The sequence below is a fragment of the Vibrio sp. SCSIO 43140 genome, assembly GCF_023716585.1.
GTDB classification, from domain to species: domain Bacteria; phylum Pseudomonadota; class Gammaproteobacteria; order Enterobacterales; family Vibrionaceae; genus Vibrio; species Vibrio maritimus_B.
This window is the reverse complement of the sequence record NZ_CP071851.1, coordinates 1,551,527-1,573,885: the sequence shown is the minus strand read 5'-3', so window position 1 is coordinate 1,573,885 and position 22,359 is coordinate 1,551,527. Positions and strand designations below refer to the sequence as shown.

19 protein-coding genes are annotated in these 22,359 nt (G+C 45.0%); 8 read left to right on the top strand and 11 right to left on the bottom strand.

What is annotated here, in order from left to right; genetic code table 11:
• Positions 1-153: 153 nt before the first annotated feature.
• The 3 genes from J4N45_RS25490 to J4N45_RS25480 all read left to right on the top strand — a co-directional run bounded on the left by J4N45_RS25490 (position 154) and on the right by J4N45_RS25480 (position 3,450).
• Positions 154-1,050, top strand: a complete 897-nt coding sequence (locus J4N45_RS25490; RefSeq protein WP_252015402.1) for a LysR family transcriptional regulator — start codon at positions 154-156, stop codon at positions 1,048-1,050.
• A 68-nt stretch (positions 1,051-1,118) separates the two neighbouring features.
• Positions 1,119-2,561 carry a sensor domain-containing diguanylate cyclase gene (locus tag J4N45_RS25485; RefSeq protein ID WP_252015400.1) on the top strand — a complete coding sequence of 481 codons (1,443 nt, stop codon included), beginning with the start codon at positions 1,119-1,121 and terminating at the stop codon, positions 2,559-2,561.
• Positions 2,554-3,450 carry a LysR family transcriptional regulator gene (locus J4N45_RS25480; protein WP_252015398.1) on the top strand — a complete coding sequence of 299 codons (897 nt, stop codon included), beginning with the start codon at positions 2,554-2,556 and terminating at the stop codon, positions 3,448-3,450. The genes J4N45_RS25485 and J4N45_RS25480 overlap by 8 nt, the downstream gene beginning before the upstream one ends.
• Before the next feature lie 42 nt (positions 3,451-3,492).
• Here the strand turns inward: J4N45_RS25480 and J4N45_RS25475 are convergent, their stop codons facing one another.
• Positions 3,493-4,161 carry a response regulator transcription factor gene (locus J4N45_RS25475; protein ID WP_252015397.1) on the bottom strand — a complete coding sequence of 223 codons (669 nt, stop codon included), beginning with the start codon at positions 4,159-4,161 and terminating at the stop codon, positions 3,493-3,495.
• A gap of 424 nt (positions 4,162-4,585) precedes the next feature.
• Between J4N45_RS25475 and J4N45_RS27240 the strand changes: the two genes are divergently transcribed.
• Complete coding sequence (locus J4N45_RS27240) at positions 4,586-4,720, top strand: hypothetical protein (protein WP_128649903.1); 135 nt, start codon at positions 4,586-4,588, stop codon at positions 4,718-4,720.
• A 59-nt stretch (positions 4,721-4,779) separates the two neighbouring features.
• On the opposite strand, the gene J4N45_RS25470 is transcribed toward J4N45_RS27240, so the two are convergent.
• Both J4N45_RS25470 and J4N45_RS25465 read right to left on the bottom strand, forming a co-directional pair.
• Positions 4,780-5,397, bottom strand: a complete 618-nt coding sequence (locus tag J4N45_RS25470) for a glutaredoxin family protein (protein WP_252015395.1) — start codon at positions 5,395-5,397, stop codon at positions 4,780-4,782.
• Between the two features lie 80 nt (positions 5,398-5,477).
• On the bottom strand, positions 5,478-6,359 hold the full coding sequence (locus J4N45_RS25465) for a DMT family transporter (protein ID WP_252015393.1): 882 nt from the start codon (positions 6,357-6,359) through the stop codon (positions 5,478-5,480).
• A gap of 280 nt (positions 6,360-6,639) precedes the next feature.
• On the opposite strand from J4N45_RS25465, the gene yfcC reads away from it, so the two are divergent.
• Both yfcC and J4N45_RS25455 read left to right on the top strand, forming a co-directional pair.
• Positions 6,640-8,115 (top strand): putative basic amino acid antiporter YfcC, encoded by a 1,476-nt coding sequence (gene yfcC, locus J4N45_RS25460; protein ID WP_252017246.1) that lies wholly within the window; start codon positions 6,640-6,642, stop codon positions 8,113-8,115.
• A 72-nt stretch (positions 8,116-8,187) separates the two neighbouring features.
• Positions 8,188-9,177 (top strand): succinylglutamate desuccinylase/aspartoacylase family protein, encoded by a 990-nt coding sequence (locus tag J4N45_RS25455; RefSeq protein ID WP_252015391.1) that lies wholly within the window; start codon positions 8,188-8,190, stop codon positions 9,175-9,177.
• Positions 9,178-9,564: 387 nt separating this feature from the next.
• On the opposite strand, the gene J4N45_RS25450 is transcribed toward J4N45_RS25455, so the two are convergent.
• From J4N45_RS25450 to J4N45_RS25440, 3 genes are all read right to left on the bottom strand, one after another.
• The gene (locus tag J4N45_RS25450; protein WP_252015389.1) at positions 9,565-10,590 is read right to left on the bottom strand and encodes a porin; all 1,026 of its coding nucleotides are present in this window, start codon (positions 10,588-10,590) and stop codon (positions 9,565-9,567) included.
• A gap of 286 nt (positions 10,591-10,876) precedes the next feature.
• A complete protein-coding gene (locus tag J4N45_RS25445; RefSeq protein WP_252015388.1) occupies positions 10,877-11,890 on the bottom strand; it encodes a porin in 1,014 nt (337 codons plus the stop codon).
• A 221-nt stretch (positions 11,891-12,111) separates the two neighbouring features.
• A complete protein-coding gene (locus tag J4N45_RS25440; RefSeq protein WP_252015386.1) occupies positions 12,112-13,140 on the bottom strand; it encodes a porin in 1,029 nt (342 codons plus the stop codon).
• A gap of 659 nt (positions 13,141-13,799) precedes the next feature.
• Between J4N45_RS25440 and J4N45_RS25435 the strand changes: the two genes are divergently transcribed.
• Positions 13,800-14,843, top strand: a complete 1,044-nt coding sequence (locus tag J4N45_RS25435) for a porin (RefSeq protein ID WP_252015384.1) — start codon at positions 13,800-13,802, stop codon at positions 14,841-14,843.
• A 445-nt stretch (positions 14,844-15,288) separates the two neighbouring features.
• Positions 15,289-16,335, top strand: coding sequence for a porin (locus J4N45_RS25430; protein WP_252015382.1), 1,047 nt, complete (start codon positions 15,289-15,291; stop codon positions 16,333-16,335).
• Positions 16,336-16,395: 60 nt separating this feature from the next.
• Here J4N45_RS25430 and J4N45_RS25425 read toward each other — a convergent pair whose 3' ends face one another.
• The 5 genes from J4N45_RS25425 to J4N45_RS25405 are packed head-to-tail and all read right to left on the bottom strand — an operon-like array spanning position 16,396 to position 22,357.
• The gene (locus tag J4N45_RS25425) at positions 16,396-18,024 is read right to left on the bottom strand and encodes a BatD family protein (protein WP_252015380.1); all 1,629 of its coding nucleotides are present in this window, start codon (positions 18,022-18,024) and stop codon (positions 16,396-16,398) included.
• A gap of 5 nt (positions 18,025-18,029) precedes the next feature.
• Positions 18,030-19,889: a VWA domain-containing protein gene (locus J4N45_RS25420; protein ID WP_252015379.1), complete on the bottom strand. Its 1,860-nt coding sequence runs from the start codon at positions 19,887-19,889 to the stop codon at positions 18,030-18,032.
• Positions 19,882-20,850, bottom strand: a complete 969-nt coding sequence (locus J4N45_RS25415; protein ID WP_252015377.1) for a VWA domain-containing protein — start codon at positions 20,848-20,850, stop codon at positions 19,882-19,884. The genes J4N45_RS25420 and J4N45_RS25415 overlap by 8 nt, the downstream gene beginning before the upstream one ends.
• Positions 20,847-21,338, bottom strand: a complete 492-nt coding sequence (locus tag J4N45_RS25410) for a DUF4381 domain-containing protein (RefSeq protein ID WP_252015375.1) — start codon at positions 21,336-21,338, stop codon at positions 20,847-20,849. Before J4N45_RS25410 ends, J4N45_RS25415 begins: the two co-directional genes overlap by 4 nt.
• A 14-nt stretch (positions 21,339-21,352) precedes the next feature.
• Positions 21,353-22,357: a DUF58 domain-containing protein gene (locus J4N45_RS25405; protein WP_252015373.1), complete on the bottom strand. Its 1,005-nt coding sequence runs from the start codon at positions 22,355-22,357 to the stop codon at positions 21,353-21,355.
• Positions 22,358-22,359 lie beyond the last annotated feature (2 nt).

Genomic DNA, 22,359 nt, shown 5'->3' with positions numbered 1-22,359 from the left:
GAGGTGGTTGGCGGCCAAAGTGGATATTTAATGGCTTTTATTTTCTTGTAGCACTGACTGAAAATTGAGAAGTGAGTTGTTTAGGCTAACAATAGTTGCAATTTGCCCATCAGCGAACACAATATAGAAATATACCCAATACGCGCGCAACCTATGTATCACTCTTCTATAAATCTGCTTGATATTCGTGCTTTTGTTCTTGTGGCAAACATGGGCAACTTTACTAAGGCTGCTGAGGCTCTTGGTGTTTCTCGTTCCCATGTTTCACGTCAAATTCAGTCACTCGAAAAACAAATGGGCGTCAGTTTAATCATTCGCACCACGCGTTCGATGAAACTTACGGATGCTGGATTGAGCTTTTTGTCGTCCTGCGATCAAGCTTTGCATACGATAGATAAAGCAGTCCATACCGCAGTCGATGATACTGAGACGATTCGTGGCAATATCAAGATCAATTGTGTTGGAGGCTACTTAGGAGAAGAAGTGGTCGCTGTGGCTGTCGCTCAGTTTCTAAATGCGTATCCTGATGTCACTATAGAATTGGATTTTTCCAGCCATCGTGTTGATTTATTGGAAGAAGAGTTTGATCTCGCCATTCGTATGGGCGATCTTGCCGACGCTAGCTATGTTGCCAGACGATTGACGACGATAGAGATGCAAACCTTAGCCAGCCCTGCATATCTTGCAAGTAACCCCGCACTGACTCATCCGAAGCAGCTAAAGGAACACAAATGCATCACTGGCTCGGTCAAAAAGTGGCATTTTGAGCATGTTCACACGGCAGAGTCTATCGAAGTCCCTATCGAAAGCGCGTTGAATTGTAAGAATGGTCGGGTTTTAGTGAATGCCGCAAAGCAAGGAGTGGGGTTAATTAGAGTACCTTCCGTGTACTGTGAAGAAGAGATTCGACAAGGTATTCTTGTGCCTGTTTTTGAGGATTGGCGCGTGCGAGATGTACCACTTTCACTTATCTATCATAAAGATAGGTTTCAGCCCAATCGAATCCGAGCGTGTATTACACATCTCATCGAAGCCTTTAGTGGTACATAGAAGCAGACCTCTTGCATATGAGTTAGTCTAAGGCGTCTTATTGATTACAAAAGACTAATGGCTGATAATTGAAAGCGTTAACTTCACTATTGGTTCATACTTTTTGCATGCAAGCTCACGCTAAAAAATACACTTTTATTCTGCTTAAATCCGTGCTTTTGTCGGTTTTACTATATGGAGTGGGGGTTTATCATAGCAAAGACAAGCTCATCAAGAATGAAGAAGCCCAGTTTCGCTTACTGACGAAATCTATTCAGGACTACAAATCGACACTTTATCTCATTGGCGTTTTGTTTGAAGCTCAAGTAGAGGCCAATAAAGGGAAAACGATCGACGTAGAGGAGTTCGAGCGTGGCCAAATATACTATTACCACTACGATCGGACATTAACTCACAATGAAAAAGTCGTGGGTGCGACCGCTGAGAAAATGTTTAACAGCATGCCTGCGATAACAAATGACAATTCTCATGCCCTGTATTACCGATCTTACGAGGGCAAAAAATTACTCTCTTCCAAAGACTTCGCCATGTCGCCGCAAGAGGTGAAAGAGGCATTCTCCAAGAAGGCGTGTGTCGCGACTCGAAATTGTGCGTTCTACATGCCTGCTGAAGACCTAGCAAATCGACTTGTTGCGTCTGATATCTACCTTGACACGATTACTAAGCAACAAACCATTACTTTGTCGACGCCTGTTTATGACGGAGAAGTGATGGTTGGTGATGTGAATGTTGATATTTATCTGAGCTACTTCCCTTTCCTCAACAACAAGGACTATATCTCAACGCGAACGGATGAGAAAAGGCAAATTATCATAGAGAATCTTCGTTACCCATTCTATGAATCGGCCTTCTCCGTCCAGTTTGATATAGATGACAACCTTGAGTTTGTTTATCGAATTCCCTACAGCAAGTTGATCATTGATACAAGCTGGTGGCTTATCTGTCTCATCGTGGTGATGCTTTACGTCTTGCTTAAGCTTGAAGAGCTAAGAGTGAAGCGTGAAAAGCTTGAACTGGCAGAAATAGCGATCAGCAAAGATGAGCTTACAGGCTTGTATAATCGAGCCATCCTCAAAGATAGCGCCCTGAAATATGCAATAGAGAAACAAGGGCTCTCTGTGATAGTGATCGATGGTGATGGGCTTAAACCGATAAACGATACACATGGTCATCATGCTGGGGATCAAGCGATAGTTCATATCGCCAATAGAATGGTAATGAACTTCAGAGAGAGTGACTACTTAGTAAGAAGTGGAGGCGATGAGTTTTTAGTGCTATTGCCTGGGTGTACGGGCAAGACAGCAGAGATACTTGCAGAACGGTTCGCTAACGATATTCAAAATCACTCTTTTGGCGATAAAGCATTAACTATCAGTATCAGCTTTGGAGTAACAGAGGTACTGCGGGGAGAGTCTTTGGATGCCGCCATCAAAAGAGCAGATAACTTGTTGTACCGAGATAAACGGAGAAAAACGCGTTTACTGTTAAAGTCGGAGTCCAAAAATGCATAAAGAACGTGACTATAACTTATTGAAAGTATTAGTTCTTATCTACGAATACCGCAGTCTAACCATTGCTGCTGCTCAACTGGGCAAGACCGAAAGTGCTGTGAGCAAGCACTTAGCAAAGTTGCGTGAGCAACTGGGTGATCCTCTATTTGTACGTGGTAGCGATGGACTAGAGCCCACGCATTACTTGGAGCGAGTTATGCCTGGTATTCAGCGTGGTTTACGTTCAGTAGAGACTGCGCTGAAAAAAGGGCCCATCTTTGATGAGTTAAGTTACGACCAACCCATTACGGTGGCGCTAGACAATTTGTCTATTGAACGCTTTGGAGGCGAAATTCTATTGGCGCTTAAATCGGTTTTTCAAAACTCGATGATACACATTACGACATGGCGCCGTGACACCTATCAATCGATCCTCGATGGCAGTGTGCAAATAGGGGTTCAGATGTTCAATGAGGACTGTTCAAAATCTCTTTATCAAAATTCGATTTTAAACATTGAAATGGGTGCAATCGTTGGTGCTCAGAGTGATATTCATCAATGGCAAGATGTATTTGATTATCCCTGTATTCATTTTGAGATTCGTGGTTGGAATGAGACCAATCATCGTTTGATCAGACAGATGGCTGAGTACGATCTTGTTTTTGATTATCAAACTAAAATGGACAGCCTTTCGCTAGCATTAAAGATGGTTACCCAAGAGAATACTTCAGTGGTGTTAGCAAAGCATCTGATGACGGATGAGAGTGATTTCAGGTATGTGCCTTTCCCTGAGCATATGCAAACTTATGCTCCGCTTGTTACCTGTATTAAGCAGAGTAATCGGCAAAATCCGTTGCATCAAAAACTTCACACGATTATCAAGCAAGCCGTGCTCGATGCTATTGCTTAATATTTGGGCTTCCTTGCCCGAATAGAAAAACCAAAACTATAACTAGACCATGGCGACTGGCGCTTCGACCATAGGTGCTAAGTTAGCAATGGGCGCGTCAGGCTGTGTTTGAACAACATCTTGAGTATGCAATAACTCTACAATTGAGTTCGCTTCGTACTTGTCGAGAATACGTGACTTATAAGTACTGATGGTTTTAGCACTCAATGATAGAAACTCAGAGATCTGTTTATTGGTGTAACCTTTTTTGAGGTAGTTAAACACAACCGTTTCGCGTTGTGACAACACAATGTTACGGCTGCGCTGCTTGTAATCGGTTTTGAACAGATTGTAGCCACGCATAACGCCTGCTATCGCATCACGGATGAGCGCAGTGTCTTCAGATTTACTAATATAGCCGTTAGCACCGAGCTTATAAGCGGTTTCGGAATATACCGGGTAGCCGTAACTAGATACGAAGATCGCTTTTCCCTTATAGCCAGCAGCGTAGGCACGACGCATAAGTTCAAAGCCGTCAGCCTCTGCTAGGTTCACATCTAGAATGATCAGTTCGATATTACCCGTTTTCACCAGATTTAGAGCAGTCTGAATGCTGGCGGTTTGGTGCACTAAGTTCATGTCATCGATACTGGTGACAATCTTAGCGATAGATTCCCTAACGATTGGGTAGTTATCAACAATGAGACAATCTTTGCTGTTTGGATAGAGCATTAACTTAACCTTGCAAAACAAGTGAATAACAAAAAATGAGCGACTAGAAGGGCGCATCCACATTGCTTGTTAGCGTCGTATCACTGACTCAATTAATTCAAGGCTCAAATTATCTATGTCCGAAGTATAGGAAACATTCGGTTGAAAGTGTGGAAAGACGGAAATTCCAAAATGGAATAGTGTCAGAATCCTCTTTTGGGTATTAAAGATCAGAATGTTGGTTGGCGACAATTCTGGTTTTCTATCGTTATGGATAGAATGTTTGATTGACAGAATCAGGTCTAGAATAATCGACGGCCGCGTAGAAGGGGCTCTTTTTGAAAGATAACCACAAAAAAGTGTGATTTAAGTCTTGTTTTTTTCTTTGTTAGGTATAAAATTACAGTCAGATGAAAGTTAATTACATTTTAATCGGGAAACAATCATGAGTTATGAACTAGGTTCTGCGTATATTGGTCAACTAGCAGCAAAGAAAATGATCGATGACATGATGTATGGAAAGCCGACGCCAAAGAAAAAGTCGTTCGTTAAGCGAATGATGAAAAAACTGGCAAAGTAATGGATTCAAAAAAAGCCCGCAATTAATATTGCGGGCTTTTTGTTTGTATCTTCAAAGCGTTAAGAAGCATTCTTCTCGCTAAAATCGACAACATTGTCTGGTGTTTGAGCGTGGCTGCGGTCCTTCAACCACTTCTCTAGATTGTCCGCACCACCAATATATTCCCCTTCCAACCAGATCTGCGGCACTGTCACTGGCGTCTTCAGGCCAATATGTGCTTTCACCTCAGGAATCATACGATACAGAGCGGCACTGTCTTTAACGACATCTGAATAGGTGTATGGGATACCTGCTTCATCAAGCATATTCTTGGCTTTCACGCAATAAGGGCAGGTCGCCTTACCGTAGACAATGTTACCTTGTAAGGTATCGCGCTTGGTCCACTCCTGAATCACAGACTGCACGAGAACACCGCGGTTTAAGGCTTCTCCCTGACTGACGACTTTACCTTCAACCATCAGTATTGGAGCATGCCATGATCCTGCTTTAAGAGGCTCCCACCAGTGAGACAGCCAATCTTTCACTTCAAGTTCAATAGGAATACCGTCGAGCTCGTTAGCAAAGGTATCAGTAAGAATGTCTTTTGTGAGCGTACATTCACCACACGGAATGTTGACCTTGAATGGTCCCCAGCTCCCTGCCCAACGATATAGAGTGAGTTTGATTGGTTGTGCCATGTTATTCGCCTCTTAATTCATCCATTTATAGAGTAGAACCTTGGTTACGGGTTTTTATTTCATTCAGAGCAAAATATTTTTTACTTTGCTCGTTTAGACGTTTCCCAGTGGGTAATGAACGCGACAGAAGCAATAATGATTGCAGCACCCAACCAGAGGCGTCCCGGTGGTACCCAACCGAATACAATCCATCCAGCGAGCACATTCATAGGCAGTTTGGCATGGTCGAACGGTTGTACGAATGAAGCGTCAGCGACGGAGTAGGCTTTTACAATTGCCCATTGTGCCAACGCGGTGAGCGCACCTGCGCCTATTAAAAGTATCCATACCCAAGCTGAGCTAGGCAAAGACCACTCGGGTACGGCTAGAAACAAGTTAAATGGTGTGATCAAAAGCAGTAGGTAGACCACCATGGTTGAAGGTGAATCTTCCGAAGACAAGTGTTTCACCATCAAAGAGTAGCACGCCCAAAAGAAAGCAGCACCGACTGGCAGTAGCGTTGCCCAGCTAAAATCGTCCGCCCAGGGCTCGAGTATGATCATTGCCCCGACAAAGCCAAACAAAGTGGCCAGCCAGCGAGCAGGACCAACATTCTCTTTAAGCAATAGCCCTGAACCAAGGGTTGCAAATAAAGGTGATGTCATTAGCAAGGCGATCCCTTGCCAAATAGGCACTGGATAGGCGAGCGCCCACATCCATAGCTGAATACCAATGACAGAGAGAAAGACTCGAAAAAGGTGTTTAGAGAAATGTTGTGTCTTTAGTGAATGTCTTAACCCAAGCGAACTGAGGTAAGGCAGTATCACGACGAGCGCTATTGCATACTGGATCAGTGCGACCATAGTAGACGGCATCTGATGATTAATACTGACCACTTGCGCAATGTTATTTACAAGCGCGAACGACGCCCCAGCCGCTAGCATCCATACTGCTCCGCGAATAGGTTGGTGATTTGAACTCATAGATTGGCTTTAGATTGCTTTCTTAGTTTTTGCGCATGTTACTACGAATGTTTAGCACCACCAAGCGAGCGAGCTGAGGTATCAAGTTGAAATACACACTGATATTCGCTGCTTTAGATCAATTTATCCTCCATATGTTCAAATGCTAGTCAGTTGCTTATTGATTTTTTATGCTGGTTAAAGCATATTTACGCCAAATTTTATGCTTAACCAAGACATAATTATGAACACTCACACTGAAGCGCATTCAAGCGCGTCGTCAGGAACCAAAACCTGGCAGATGCCGGACACTCTTATCCTGATCTTTATCGTTGGCATCCTAGCAACGTTGTTGACCTATTTTATTCCAGCTGGTCATTTCGACAGTCAAGAAGTGACCTACTTGGTGGATGGTGCAGAGAAGTCTCGTACGGTAATCGATCCGCACTCTTTTGAGTATGCAACCGATGAAAATGGCGATCTGGTATACAAGTCAGTAGGTTTGTTTGCATCAGGTGGCGGCATTGGTCTAATGAACTTCGCGTTTGAAGGCCTAGTTTCTGGCTCTAAGTGGGGCTCAGCGATTGGCGTCATTATGTTCATGCTGGTTATCGGTGGTGCATTTGGCATTGTAATGCGCACTGGTACCATTGATAACGGTATCCTAAGACTTATCGACAAAACTAAAGGCAGCGAAGCGCTGTTTATTCCAGTTTTGTTCAGTTTGTTCTCGCTCGGTGGTGCGGTATTTGGTATGGGTGAAGAAGCGGTTGCTTTCGCCATTATCATTGCGCCATTAATGGTTAGGCTTGGCTATGATGGCATTACGACGGTAATGGTCACCTACGTAGCGACTCAAATCGGTTTTGCTACTTCGTGGATGAATCCATTCTCAGTAGCCGTCGCTCAAGGTATCGCTGGCATCCCAGTGCTATCAGGTATGACAATGCGCATGGTGATGTGGGCTGCGTTTACGATCATCGGTATTGCTTTCACCATGGTTTACGCCTCTCGCGTTAAAGCGAATCCACAGCTATCTTACAGCCACCGTACGGATGGTTACTTTAGAAAGCAAACTGACACAGTACAGGAATCTCGTTGGAACCTAGGTGACACTTTAGTTCTGCTCACTGTCGTTGTAACGACTATCTGGGTAGTCTGGGGTGTAGTGGCTCACGCGTGGTACATTCCAGAAATCGCGTCTCAGTTCTTCACTATGGGCTTTGTTGCGGGGCTTATTGGTGTGATTTTCCGTCTAAATGGTATGACGCTAAACGACATGGCTGATGCATTTAAAGAAGGTGCTTCTATCATGCTAGCGCCTGCTTTATTGGTTGGTTGTGCTAAGGGTGTCTTGCTGATTCTCGGTGGTGGTACAACGGATGAATCGAGCGTATTGAATTCAATTCTAAACAGCGCTGGTGGCATGATCAGTGGTCTTCCTGATGTCGCTGCTGCGTGGCTAATGTTCGCTTTCCAATCAATTTTTAACTTCTTTGTGACCTCTGGATCTGGTCAGGCAGCCTTGACGATGCCGTTGCTTGCGCCACTTGCTGACATCGCAGGCGTAACGCGCCAAGTAGCGGTTTTAGCGTTCCAATTAGGTGATGGCTTCACTAACGTAATCGTACCAACCTCAGCGTCGCTTATGGCGACACTCGGTGTCTGCCGTATCGATTGGGGTGACTGGGCAAAATTCTGCTGGCGCTTTATACTGCTGCTATTCGTTTTGGCAAGTTTTGTGGTCATTGGCGCGCACCTCGCAGGGTTTGCGTAACATCGGACACAATACAAACTTGATTGATACTAAAAGCGGGCATAGTCCCGCTTTATTTTTATAGGCAATTCAATGACTCAACAACAACTTCAATCAGAGTACTCTACGATTACTGCTCTTGACGTCGATTCACTCGCTGCGGGCGTTCACCGATTTTGGTTCCAAGCTTCAACGAACGCGATGGGCGTGAATATTCAATTGCCAGTGATAGCAATCAAAGCCGAAAAGCCGGGCCCTAAAGTCATGATTACGGCGGGTGTTCATGGCGATGAGCTTAACGGCATATTGACAGCTCATAAACTCGCGCGAACGCTTGAGAATAAAGTGAATGCAGGCGTAGTGACGATCGTTCCATCGGTTAACATTCCTGGTATTTTGAATCACAGTCGCGATTTCAACTCATCGGATCCAGACGCATCACCAGCAAACTTGAACCGCTTCTTCCCTGGTAACGAAGAGGGCGATGCGGCAAACCGTTATCTTTATCGCCTTTGGAATCATTTACTCAAGCCTAATGCTGATTTTGCTGTGGATTTGCACACGCAAACTCGAGGTTCAACGTATCCGCTGTATGTGTTTGCAGATTTTCGATTGGACAAAGCCCTTGCGATGGCTCGTCTCATTGAGCCCGATGTGATCTTGAATGATCCCGGTGATGCTGGCGTACTAGAGACGGTATGGAACAGCTCGGGCATTCCAAGCATCACTATTGAGGTCGGGATGGGCAAAATAACCCAGCCAGAGTTGATTGAACGCACGGTAACCGGTGTTCAGCAAATTCTCATCAATAATGAAATGCTCGATGGAGCAGTCAAAGTGGTTGAACCATGTCAGCTGGAAGGGCAGAGCATTACCACGGTGAGAGCTCGCCAAGGTGGATTTGTCATCCCAGAAGTAAGCTTGCTGCAGTCTGTTGAAGAAGGGGAGTTGCTCGCGAAACAGTTTGACGCGTTTGGTATGCAGATAGATAGCTATCATGCCCCGCATGCAGGTACGGTTCTGAGCTATAACGTTGATAGTTTGAGAGATCCGGGTGCGCTGGTTGTTCGCCTAATCCGATAAAAACGGCACAAAAAAAACCTCCCCCGTATTAGCATAAGGGGAGGCAAAATAGTGACCACTTATTAAGCCTCTTCTGCCTAGATAGCATCTACTGTGTTATCTTCTCCCTCTAAAAAAACAACTCAACAGACACCGAGACCGATAAGTGCAAATGCTGCCAGCATTTGTCCCTACTACTAAAGCAGTACTCGTGCCAAAAGTTACATTGAAGCTAAGTTATTGATATTTAGAGTTAATATTAAATTTGGAAGATTAAGTGGTAAGGTAAGTTTCGGTAGAAGTGGTGCAATTGCACTAAGATGGGGAAGGCTGAGTCAATGACTCAGCCTTTAAATACGAAGCTACTTAACAAGTTGGCAGTGGTTGAATAGCTCTGTTTACAAGCGATTAGAAATCGTAGCGAACACCTAGACGCATTGAATCTTCAGCATCTACCGCAGTAAGTTTACTTGATTCGCCTTTCTTAAGGTTGTTCAGCTTAAATGCAAGGTAAGTGCGTAGGTTGCTATTGAACTTGTATTGACCAGTCAGCTCATAGAAATTGGTTTTTTCTTTGCCGCTGTTTGCATCAACAGAGTCTTTTTCTGTGTTCTGGTAAGCCGCAAGAACCGAGAAGCCGCCTGTGATTTTGTAAGCTGCTGAAAGCTCAGCACCTTTAAAGTCAGTACCTTTCTTGTCATCTAGCTTACCTTGAGTATAGGTAGCGCCAAGTTCTAGCCCGCCAATGTTATAGCCTAAGCCTGCAATTGTTTGTTTTGCGTTACCTTCGTCGATACCGTTTGTTTGACCATTACCATTCTGTGCATAGCCAAGACCGACAGACAGACCAAACGGCATTTGGTATTTCGCTGCGATACCTGCACCATTTTCGTTTTTGCCAGAAGCTAGGATTGCCGATGCTTCGATAGTTAGGGCATCCATGAACTCAGCAGAGTACTTCACAGTGTTGTTAACTTGCTCGTTACCCGCGTTGATGAACTCTTTTTGAATACCTGTGTAGATTTGACCATTGTCAGACATTTGAGAAATGATAACGCCGGCCGTATCTTGCTTACCGAATGACACAGCACCATATTGAGTGCCTAGACCTGCGAACATATAACGCTGTTTGAAATCAGACTTATTGTCTTTACCTGCTGAATCTGGAACGCCGTGTTCTGCTTCATACTTACCGAAACCAGTTAGGTTGTCGCTAATTTGAGTCTTACCTTGGATGCTTAGACGTGCACGGCTCTTGTTTTTCATTGTGCCGTCAATCTTAGTACCGTCATCTGCCCCGCCAAAGTCACCACGAAACTCCATACGACCGCCAACATCTAGAGATGTACCATCATTGCTGTAAACTTCTGCTGCGCCAACGATACCTGACATCAACGCTGATACTACTGCACTCGCTAATACTGCTTTCTTCATTGTGTAAACACCTTAGTTATCATAAATGAGGTTCATGCCTCAAAGTCGATGGCTAAGGTAAGGGGGGATTGTGAAGGTAATATTTCAGTTTAATGAAAAGAAAAATATAGATTTTACCATGTTTTCAACGTGTTATGCGGGAGGGTTGATTGGTGTTAATTTTAATTTATTAGGTGATTGGCGGGTGAGGTTGGGGTGCTTTTGGGGAATGATATAGGGCTGGTAAATAAAAAATGACCAAAGATTACGCTTTGGTCATTTTCTTAGCTAAAGAATGGGTAAATTCTTAGAAGTTGTAACGTAGACCCAGACGTAGTGAGTTGTCTGCGTCTTCAGCTAGAGTTGAGCTATCTGCTTTCAAGTTGTTGAACTTGTACGTAGCGTAAGCGCGAATGCTCTTGTTGAAGTCGTAACGGCCTGTCAGTTCGATGAAATCGTTAGTGTTTGTCTTGTCGCCGTTTTCAGCTTTTTCTTCAGACTTCGCGTATGCAGCAATGATACGGAATCCGCCATCAAACTTATAGTGACCTGCGATCTCTGTACCAGTGAACTCTTTTCCATCAGTACCTGTTGCTTTATCGTCTAGGTCACCTTGCGTGTATGAACCTGCGATGTAGAAAGGACCCATTGCATAGCTTAGACCACCAATGAACTGATTAGATTTACCCGCGTTTTCGCCAAGATCACCCGCAGAGTAACCAAGACCGATGCCCAGGCCGATTGGTAGCTCATAGATACCTGAGATGCCGTATGAGTTGTTGTCTTTCGCATCAGACGCTACAACATCCGCTTGAACTGTTAGCGCATCCATGAAGTTGCCAGTGTAAACAATCGCGTTGTTTACTTGCTCATCACCAGCGTCGATAAAGTCTTTGTTTGTATTGGTGTGAGTACCAATATCCGTCATTTTTGAAACTTGAACGTTAGCAGTGTCTTGTTTACCGAAAGAGAAGTCACCGAATTGTGTGCCAATACCAGCGTACATGTAACGTTGTTTTAAGCTAGTTTCTGGGTCATTTCCCGCTGCATTACCTACTGATTGCTCTGCTTCGTAGAAACCAAAACCAGTGAGGTTGTCAGAGATTTGAGTTTCGCCACCTACGTTTAGACGAAAGCGAGATTTGTTGTCCATTGTGCCATCAAGCTCATCGCCTGAAGCTTTACCTTGGAAATCACCACGGAACTCTGCGCGACCACCGATCTTTAGTGTTGTACCGTCTTTGCTATACACCTCAGCTGCCATCGCTGAACCGGATACCATTGCTGCAAATACTGCACTCGCTAGAACTGCCTTTTTCATTTTAATTACCTTTATAAGTATTGAATAACGTGATGCATTGAAGCGACATCACATCTTCCTTGGGATGCGAATAAGGTATGATTAAAATATGACAGATAAATGTGAGTTATATTACATTCTGATTTAATTGAATATTTTCAAAATCTGAGTGTATATAAGTGTTTCGGAAAGTAAAAAAGGGCGAATGTGTTCGCCCTTTATATATAGACTCGGTTGGTACGTTAGAAGTCGTAACGTAGACCTAGACGTAGTGAGTTGTCAGCATCTTGTGGGTCGCCATTGACGTTAGTTGTTTGACCGTCGTCAGCTTTAAGGTTGTTGAACTTATAAGTGGCATACGCGCGAATTGCACTGTTGAAGTAGTAAATACCCGTCAACTCAGCATAGTCACTCACGCTGTACTTAGAACCACCCTCTGGGTCAATTTCACCTTTTTGATAGCCAACAACAACTTCAAAGTTGTTTTGGAATCTATATTGACCAACGAATTCAATACTGTTGAAGTCGTTGTTGCCTGCTGCTTTCTTAGAGCCTTCGCCTTGAGTGTATGTTAAACCAAGGTATAGGCCATCTAAGCGGTAGTTTAGACCACCAAGGAACTGCTTACCGTCTTGTTTTGTACCTGCGTTATCATTCGCGGCATAACCAAGACCAATACCTAAACCAATCGGTGTATTATAGATTGCAGAGAGTGCGTAACCATCTTCATTCGCCTCGTTTGAGGCTAACAAACTTGCTTTCACAGAGAGTGCATCCATGAAGTAGCCAGCGTAGTTTAGAGCATTGTTAATTTGCTCATCACCCGCTTCGATATATGTTTTTTGGATACCACTGTGTGTAGAAATCGTATCAGACATTTGTGAGATCTGAACGGTTGCAGCATCTTGCTTACCAAAGCTAACTGTATTGCCGCCAGTAACAAGACCTGCATACATGTAACGTTGTTTGAAGCTAGGGTTTTGGTCATTAGAGCCGCTATTATTTACCGTCTGTTCGGCTTCGTAGAAAGCGATGCCTTTTAGATCGTTTGTTATCTGAGTTTCACCACCGAGGTTTAGACGGAAGCGAGATTTGTTGTCCATTGTACCGCCCAGCTCGTTACCATCTGCAGTACCCTGGAAGTCACCACGGAATTCCGCTCGACCACCTACGCTTAAAGAAGTACCGTCTGAATTGTATACCTCTGCTGCGAGTGCTGAACCAGAGACGAGTGCTGTTGTAATCGCCGTAGCGATGGCTGCCATTTTCATAATTTTATCCTTTAATTATTTTAACCACTGCAATGTTTCCACTGCGAGATCGCTCGTATACCACTAACGAATGATCTAATTGAAGGATAGGTCGGGTTCTGAATGTTTCCTCTCCGTTTGGTGTAAAGTTCCGTCTAAACTGTAATTTTGTGATCTAATGCTCATATATTGCTCAACTCATTGGCAGAACTGTAACTCATATAACTGACGGTGCAACTCAGTAACCGCAATGGTTTCATCGAAAAACTTCACTGCACCTCCATAGACTGCATTTCCAATTGATAGAAAAAACAACGAGTAACGAACTGCGTACTGGCTGTTTTTTGAACGATAAATCGGTAAAAAGCACCATAAAAAACCCAAAAGATCTCAATTTCACTCAATATAAATGGTTTTTTAGAACTGTTTATGAAATTTATATATTTTCTATGTGCTTGAATTTATTTGGTGTATTGAAATAGAAAACACTGTTTTTAATGTTTTACGTCTTTTTATGAAGTCTTTGGGAACTTTGAGGTTAGAGTGGCTCTCGTCATGTTAATCCAGCGTTACACACCAGTGGGTTGCATGCATAGGTGTTATGTCTGTGTGCGTAACCGCTTAGTGAACGTGATGTCATTGATTTCGATGACACAAAAACTTGAAATATGGAAATCCCAATGAACAAAAAATTTATCGCACTAGCAGTGGCAGCTGCAGCATTCGGTACTTCTGCACAAGCAGTTGAACTATACAACAAAGACGGTTCTACTTTCTCTATCGGCGGTCACGCGACTGTTGGTGTTGCAGGTGGCGACGCAGATCACTTCGCTGTTGACGAAAAATCTCCACGTATCAACATGGAAGCTACTCAAGACCTAGGCAACGGCTTCACAGCTGACGTTAAAGGTGAGTGGGCGCTAAACATGCTAAACGGTGGTGACAACTCATTCACTACTCGTCTAGGTTACATCGGTGTTTCTCACGATGATTACGGTCGTCTAGCAGCTGGTACACAGTGGTCTCCATACTACGCAGCAGCTGGTATCGCTGATATGCCAATCGCATTCGCGAACGACTTCCTATACGACAACCACGGTGCTCTAGGTACTGGTCGTGCAGACAGCCTAGTTGCTTACACTAAAGGTTTTGAGTTTGGTAATGCTGGTGCACTTAACCTTGGTCTAGGTTGGCAAGGTTCTGCAGACATCGAGAATGCTGCAGGTAACAAAGTTGGTATGACTGACGATCGTGGTCAAATCGCTCTAGGTTACGACATTGCTGGTTTCAACGTAAACTACGCTTACACTGGTGGTGACATCACAGTTTCTGGTGCAACTGAGAAAGCTCAGTCTCACGCAGTTTCTGCTAAGTACGGCCAATACGGTAACGGTCTATTCGTTGCTGGTGTTGTAGCAATGAACGACTACATGAACGGTGGTTCTGTTGCTGGCAACGATATGCCTCTAGAAGAGACTCGTGCATACGAAGCAATCGTTGCTTACGGTCTATCTAACAGCCTAAACCTAAGCGTTAACTACGAAGCAGTTAACGATGAGAAGAAGAGCGACACAGTTTACGCGACTTCTGCAATCCAAGCTGAGTACGACATTCACCCACGCGTACGTGCTTTCGTAGCTTACCAGTTCGACCTACAAGGTACTGGCGACTACAAAGAAGCTAAAGACAACCAATACGCAGCTGGCGTACGTTTCTTCCTATAATAGAAACAGTTAGTCTTTTGATTGAGAAACCCGCTCTTATGAGCGGGTTTTTTTATGTCTGAAACCTGAGTTTATTGGTGGGGTGAATGGCTGCCTTTTGTGGTATTTGTAGAAAAAATGTACAAAAGGTAAAAATATCTTACAAAAGGTGAGGTTTGCTCTGTTTTTCTTAAAGGTCTGTGGGTTATCTTATTGAAATAAAAGCATTAAGCGTGCCTACTCTCGAGCTTTGTAATTCTTAATTTCATTTAACGTCACATCGCGGAACTTCCCGTTTAAAGTAATTCCATATCGCAAACACATGTTTTTCATGCACTTGTAGTGAGTGTTCTGTTAGTACAGGCATTCAGGTAGTGCGATTAACACCCTATTACTTGAGTTTTGCTTCTCGCTCTAATGGATAGAAAGAAGCGCTTAAGTATGAAACCGTCATATGGAAGTCATTATGAACAAAACACTACTAGCAGTAGCAGTTACAGCTGCAGCAATCGGTACTCAAGCTAACGCACTAGAGCTATACAACAAAGAAGGCACGCAGATGAACATCGGCGGTCACGTAACTGTTGGTCTAACAAGTGCAAACGGCAAGAACAAAGATGCAGCTGTTGAAGAAAAGTCTCCACGTATCAACCTAGAAGTTATCCAAGACCTAGGCAACGGCTTCAAGGCTGATTTCAAAGGTGAATGGCAACTAAACATGCTAGAAGGTGGCGAAAACTCGTTCAAGACTCGTCTGGGCTACATCGGCCTTGGTCACGACACATACGGTCGTCTAGCTGCTGGTACACAGTGGTCTCCTTACTACATGGCTGCGGGTGTAGTTGATACTCCAATCGGTTGGTCAAACGAGTTCCTATACGACAACCACGGTTTCTTCGGTACTGCACGTGCTGAAAAAATGGCAGCATACTCAAACACAATTGATTTTGAAGATGCAGGTTCACTATACATCGGTGGTGGCTGGCAAGGTTACAACGAGCAAAAAGACTCTGCAGGTCAAGAGTGGTTAACGACTCAAAACCGCGCACAAGTTGCTGCTGGTTACAACATCGCTGGCTTTAACGTAAACGCTGCGTTTAACTCTGGTAACCTAATCGACAAGAAGGACGGTAACAAGCAGAAGACGGCTGAATCTGCGCTAGTATCTGCTAAGTACGGTAACTTCGGTTCTGGTCTATACGTTGCTGCAACTTACGCAGACAACAAGCACATGAACTCTTTTGATAGCAAGCTTATCAATAGCACTAAAGCATTCGACTCTATCCTTGCTTACGGTCTAGATTTCGGTCTAAACCTAATCCTTAAGCACGAAGAGATGAATGACGATGAGCGTAATGAGCGTGTTAAATCTGGTACGTCTATCCAAGCAGAATACACAATCTCACCACGCCTACGTGCATACACAGGTTACAACTACGATAACCAAGGTGAAGGCAAGTACATGAAAGCGAAAGATCACCAGTTCATCATTGGTACTCGTTTCTACCTATAATCGCTCAGGTTGATGATTAAAAAAGGCGCTCCAATAGAGCGCCTTTTCTGTTTCAGCAATTTAGAGTCTTGCCAAGGCGTCAGCCTCTTCACCTGCTAGTTTTAGCTTTTCAGTCCGTTCAATTAACTGTTTATTGTCCCAAGCACCGCTGGATTGACCAAGCGCGCTCTCGCTCATCTTGTTCAATTCACTTTGAGCAAAAGTAACGAAGTCTTCTGGAAGGCGCTCTTGCTTTCGCCAATGCTCAAAGCAAGATTGAGCCCAAATTGGGTCGCCGGATTTTATTGTTTGAATAAACTGGTCTTTCTCTGCCGTATTGCGGTTCTTCCCTGTAGAAAAAGCGTCTTTAGATGCTGTCTTGGGAGCGCGACTCCGTTCTCTATACCAAAGAAAAACAAATGCTAGCCAAAGCGCCGCGAACAACGCCGTCAGTGCTGGCCAGATGCCAGCATCTGTGATCGTTTGAGGAGTAGGGGGCACAACAGCACTGGTTGAAGGAAGTGTCGGAACAGAGCCTTCTCCTTGCTCGATGTCGACCTCAAGGCCAGCTAGCGTCGTTGTATCGGCTTTCTTCTCTTTTGTGTTCCACCATTGGATATCAAGCGCAGGTAGTGTGACTTTATCGACCGATTTGGCGATTAACACCTGCTTCATTGTCATGGTAACGGAGCCGTCAGTGTTGGTGATAAAGCTTGGCTTTTCTGGGTACACTCGAAATGCACGCGGATTGGTGATGGTGAGAGCGGGCATTTGCTCTTGAGATACCCCTTGTGCGGTTACCGAAATGGTGCGAGTCAGTGCATCGCCTGTTTGAAGAGTAACGGACTTAGACGTTAACTCCTCTCCATTATCTAGTGTCCAGGATTGCTCAGCGGTCAGCGAGGCCGTAGGTAACCAAATACCGTTGTAGTCTTCAGGAATCGGCAACACGCTAATCGAAACTTGAGGCGCTTTACCATCAAGGCTTAAGATCTTGGTGCTGCCATTGCGGTTGTTTCCATATAACACACCACCACGCAGAGTTGGAGCCGTGATGGTAAAATCGCCGCTCTCTTTCGCGGTGACGCGGTAGCTTTGGTCAACGATTAACACCTCAACACCATCCATCACTGCTTGGTATTGCTTCGGTTCAGCGATAGGCTCAATGTTCAGTCCTGTTGCGATGGGATCACTTAGCGATGGGTTTTGTAACAACCTTGGGTCGACCTTTACTATGATACGGGTATCAAGAATGGTGCTCTCTTTCGGATAAAGCTCAGATTTGCTGAGTTGTGTACGAACTTCAATGAGATCGTCGGTCGTAGGCGTCTGTTCATCCATAGTGACATTCAGCGTGATCGGAGAGGTCTTGACACCATCAACATCGAAACTTGGTATGACGATTTTCCCGAGTCGCTGTGGCGCAATAGCGATAGTCCAGATACTGCTATCCGTTCTGGTACCATTGAGAATGTTGACGGAAGAGCTGAAGTTTGGTCTCCCCATGAAGAAGTCGTCACTCAATACGTCGAAATTTACTTTACTACCATCGAGCTTTTCGTCCGCCATGACCTTTAACTGAATAACTTCGTCTTTACTGACATTCGTTTTGGTCACGCTCGCGGAGACATTGAGCGCAAGCGCGTTATAGCTTGTTAGAATCGTTAAGATGACGATTAATGGTCTAATGAAAGATAATCTTGATTTCATTTTGTTTACCAGTTCTTACCCGTTGATGACGGAGTCTCTTTCTCTTTCGCTTGCAATAGCATTTGCGCTTTGAGCAAGTAACTAGGATCGCGAGCGCTTTCCACTTGCTCTAGTTTACGAAGGTCAGAGTTTGCTTCTTGCTGTTGCGCCTGGGAAATGACCTCTGAGTCGCTTTGCGGCGCCTCATTAGAATCATGCTCTGCTTCGCCGGTTACGGATTGCGCATCACTTTGAGGTTCGCTATTTTTTTCTTGCTCGCTCTCTTGGGTTGATGGAGTTTGATGTTCAGTCTCACTCGGGCTTGAAGGTTGAGGTGTTTCTGAACCATCTCCATTGTCTTGAGATTGATCTTGTTGGCTTTGCTGAGACTGACTTGAGTCGGCAGTGTCTTGTTGCCCTGAACTGTCTTGTTGTTCGGAGCTGTGTTGAGATTGTCCTTGCTCCTGCTCTGCATCACCTTCAGGCTTTTGTTGCTGTTGCTGTTGCTGTTGCTGTTGCTGTTGCTGTTGCTGTTGCTGTTGCTGTTGCTGTTGCTGTTGCTGTTTCAGGAGTTCTAGGTTGTATTTTGCGTCAGAATGCTCGGGATCGGCCGCAAGAACTTTTTCATAGGCGTCGATAGCCTGATCTAACTCCTTCAGCTGTGCTAAGGCATTTCCTCGGTTATATAAGTCATCCACAGTTTCAAGCCCTTCGAGTGCATTTAAGGCACTTTGATAGTCACCAGCGTGATAGTAGGCAGCGGATTTCCAGCGTGGATCTTGGAACAGAGCTGCGGCTTGGTCAAAGTTATTCGCTTCGTATTCGGCGAGCCCGCGCTGGTCTTTATTCAAGAATGCCCCCTCTAACACTGAAGCTTGCGCAGGAGTAGGGTAGCCAGCAGACACAATCATCAAACCAATCAATGAAAAGATCACTCCTTTACGAAACAGTGGAAGCACTAAAAGTAATGCGAGAGGTAATAACCAATAGCCATGATTGATAGCGATATCGAGCGTTTGCCCCAAAGACTCGGAGATCCCTTCAAATGATGATGCTGCTACCAATTTTTCGATATCCGAGTTGTCGGTTTGATAAGTGGCGAAATTGCCCCCCAATGATTTTGCAAGCTGTTGCATCTGTTCGTGGGGTGTTTTTGCGACCACGGTTCTGCCTTGGCTGTCCGTCAGTAGCGATCCATCGTTGAGCGGGATAGGTGCTCCGCTTTGACTACCAAAAGCTAAAATGGACAAAGTGAAGTCAGTGCCGTTAAGCACCTTGCTTATGGCCTCTGATTCTGAAGAGCTCAGGTCGTCAGCGAAAAGAATGATACTGCCCCTAGTCGTCCCCGCTTGCGTCATCAGCTTAACGGCCTGTTCAACGGCCAGATCTGCCCTCGCGCCCTGAAAAGGCATAATTTCAGGGGAGAGGTACTGAATGGCATTAGCTAAGGTTGCCGCATCCGTTGTGAGAGGGCTAAGGGTGTATGCATCGCCAGCGTACGCCACCAACCCGGTTTGGCCCTGTTCAAACAGAGACAATATATCGAGCGCCTTATAGCGGATTTGAGCAAGTCGACTTGGCTTAATGTCTTCGGCGTAGACCGACTGAGACATATCTACGACCAAAACCCTTGAGTTTGCCGATTGAGCGCCCGGTTTTTCAGCCTTTCCGAAGCTTGGTCCCGCCAAAGCGATGATTAAGGCAAGGCATAGGGGAGTGAACCACCAAAAGAGGTTGTTCTTTTTTGTATCGGAGCCAAGTGCTTTGGCGAGGTGGTCAGCAATAATACTTGAAGACTTTTGACGACTCTTAAGCCATAGAGAAATAGCGACCATAGGCAATAGCAGCCAAAGTGCTTGTGGGTATAGAAACTCAAAATCAAACATGGCTCCTCCTAATCATCAGAGTCATAGCCAATAACAGTAAGGCGATAAATGTAGGGACAAAGAACCATTCGGTTTTTGGGCGCCATGACTGAGTTGCCTGCTGGACCGGTTGTAGCGCGTTGATCGTATCGTAAATGGTGCTCAGCTCTTTGGCATTTCTTGCTCGAAAATACTGTCCGCCCGTCAGTTCTGCTATGTCGATCAGAGCTCTTTCATCGAGATCCTCCGCAGTGTTAACGGTGCGAGTCATAAAGAACTCACGTACTTGCATCTCACCAGCACCAATACCGACGGTATAGATAATGGTATTGTTCTTTTGGGCAATTTCAGCCGCTTCCATTGGGTCAAGAACACCAGCATTGTTACTGCCATCACTGAGCAAAATCATGACACGTTGGGGCGCATCGCCATCAATGAAGGTTTTGGTTGCAAGACCAATACCGTCACCTATAGCGGTTTGTGTGCCGATAAGTTTTAGCACAGTTTGGTTGAGTTGAGTCTCAATCGCCTGGTGATCGAATGTGAGTGGCGTTTGAAGGTAGGCGTGATCGGCAAAGTAGACTAAGCCCAATCGGTCGCCTTCTCGCTGCTGAATGAAGTCCGATACAACGTGTTTCACTGTTGATAATCGATCGATATATTCTCCGTCAAACAACATGTCTTCTTGTGCCATCGAGTAGGACAGATCGATCACGAGCATCATATCGCGGTGTTTGGGATAGACAGTAATGGGTTCGTCATACCAAACTGGGCGCGCACTGGCGGTTACCAAGCAAATCCACGTCATCACCGCGAGCACTTTTCCCACTATGTCTCGACGATTTGCAGAGGTCGAGGCCGAGTCTATATGTGGTAAGGTCACTCTCACTGAAGAGGGTTGCGTTGGTATTAATCGATAGGCAATTATGGGTAATGGGAGTGCGGCAAACATCCACCACCATTCAAACGTAAATCCAGTCATGACTGCTTCCAGTTTCGGTATTTTCGTTTAGGTGGGAGTGCTTTCTCTACCCAGTAAAGACAGTCTTCGACGAGCGCTTGGTTCGTTTCTTTGTTGTTGACTCCAGAAGTGTATAGCACTTGTTGCCATTGCGGATGGTTGTTAGCAAAGCGAGGTTGATCGAGTTGTGAATCCAAAAAAGACAACCATTTTTCGCCCGTTAACTTAGCGATGTCTTCACGTGGGAAATAGCTGAGTGCCGCTTGCCTAACGACTTCCAATGCTGATGACGGAGTCGAGTTTGTGTTGGTTCTAATGAGATTGGACGCCGCCACCTTAGCTCTAGAGCGTTTTTTATGGTGGCGAATCATCCACACCAAAAAGCAAACTGAAATAATAGCGATGGCTAAGATAGCCCAATAACCCCAAGGAAGCGGCCACATTCCTGGTTCTTCAGGAAGGTGGATTGGTTTAAGAGGCAGTGATGACGTTTGTGTTGATTGATTCATGATTTCGTTGTCGACTAAAGCGTTTTGATGAGTTGGCTAAGTAATGGTGAACCACTAGATATCTGTGACAGTGCGATCCCATGGTCTGATAACGTCTTTGCCAACGAGTCTTTTTGATCGTTAAAAGCATCCGCTAATTGATGCTTTACGAGGGCACTAGAAAAATCCAGAGAAAGCTCTTGATGTCTGCCTCGAACTTTTTGAGTACCCCTTGCCAGAGTGTGTCCTATTTCGATTGGGTCGAAGACTTGAATCGCGCGTACGCGATTGTGCCTAGCGAGTCGCCCCATAGCTTGTTTATTCTCATCGGTCAGCTCAGAAAAATCGCTAAGTACAATGACCTCGCTGCCTTTTTTACAAAGGTTAGAGAGCGCATTGAATGGATCGGCGAGAATAGCCGGTTCTTTGTGATGCGATTGATGTAAGAAGCGATTGTGCAGCATACATAGCTGACTCAATAGACGAAGGACCGATGCCTTTGAACTAGAAGGTTTGATCTCGACTAGTTCAGAACCCACGCGAACTACTGCGCCGACGCGATCTTTCCCACTCAATGCAACCCATGCGAGTAATGCTGCTAAGTGGCACTGTTGAACCGATTTTAGTAACAATTGCGTGCCCGTGAGCATACTCGACGTCAAATCTATAAATAGAACGACTGGTCGTTCTCGCTCTTCGGTGAAAAGCTTAGTGTGAACTTTTCCAGTTCTTGCCGTAACGCGCCAGTCAATCTGACGAACGTCATCGCCGGCTTGGTACTGACGAACTTCAGAGAAGGTCATGCCACGACCTTTTCGTGGACTCGCATGCTGTCCATTGAGCTGCGACCAAATACTCTTAGCTGGCGGCTGCCACCGTTGACTGTGCGTTTGGTAAAAGCAGAGCTCTTCTAGAGTGATGGTTACACCCGAAGTCTGCTGAGGTAGTTTCCCCATCTTCACAAAGTCTTGTAGAGATGGCGCAGCTACTTCAGTTGACCCCAATGCCTGCTTTAGCTTTAATTTAATGCTAGTGAACATAG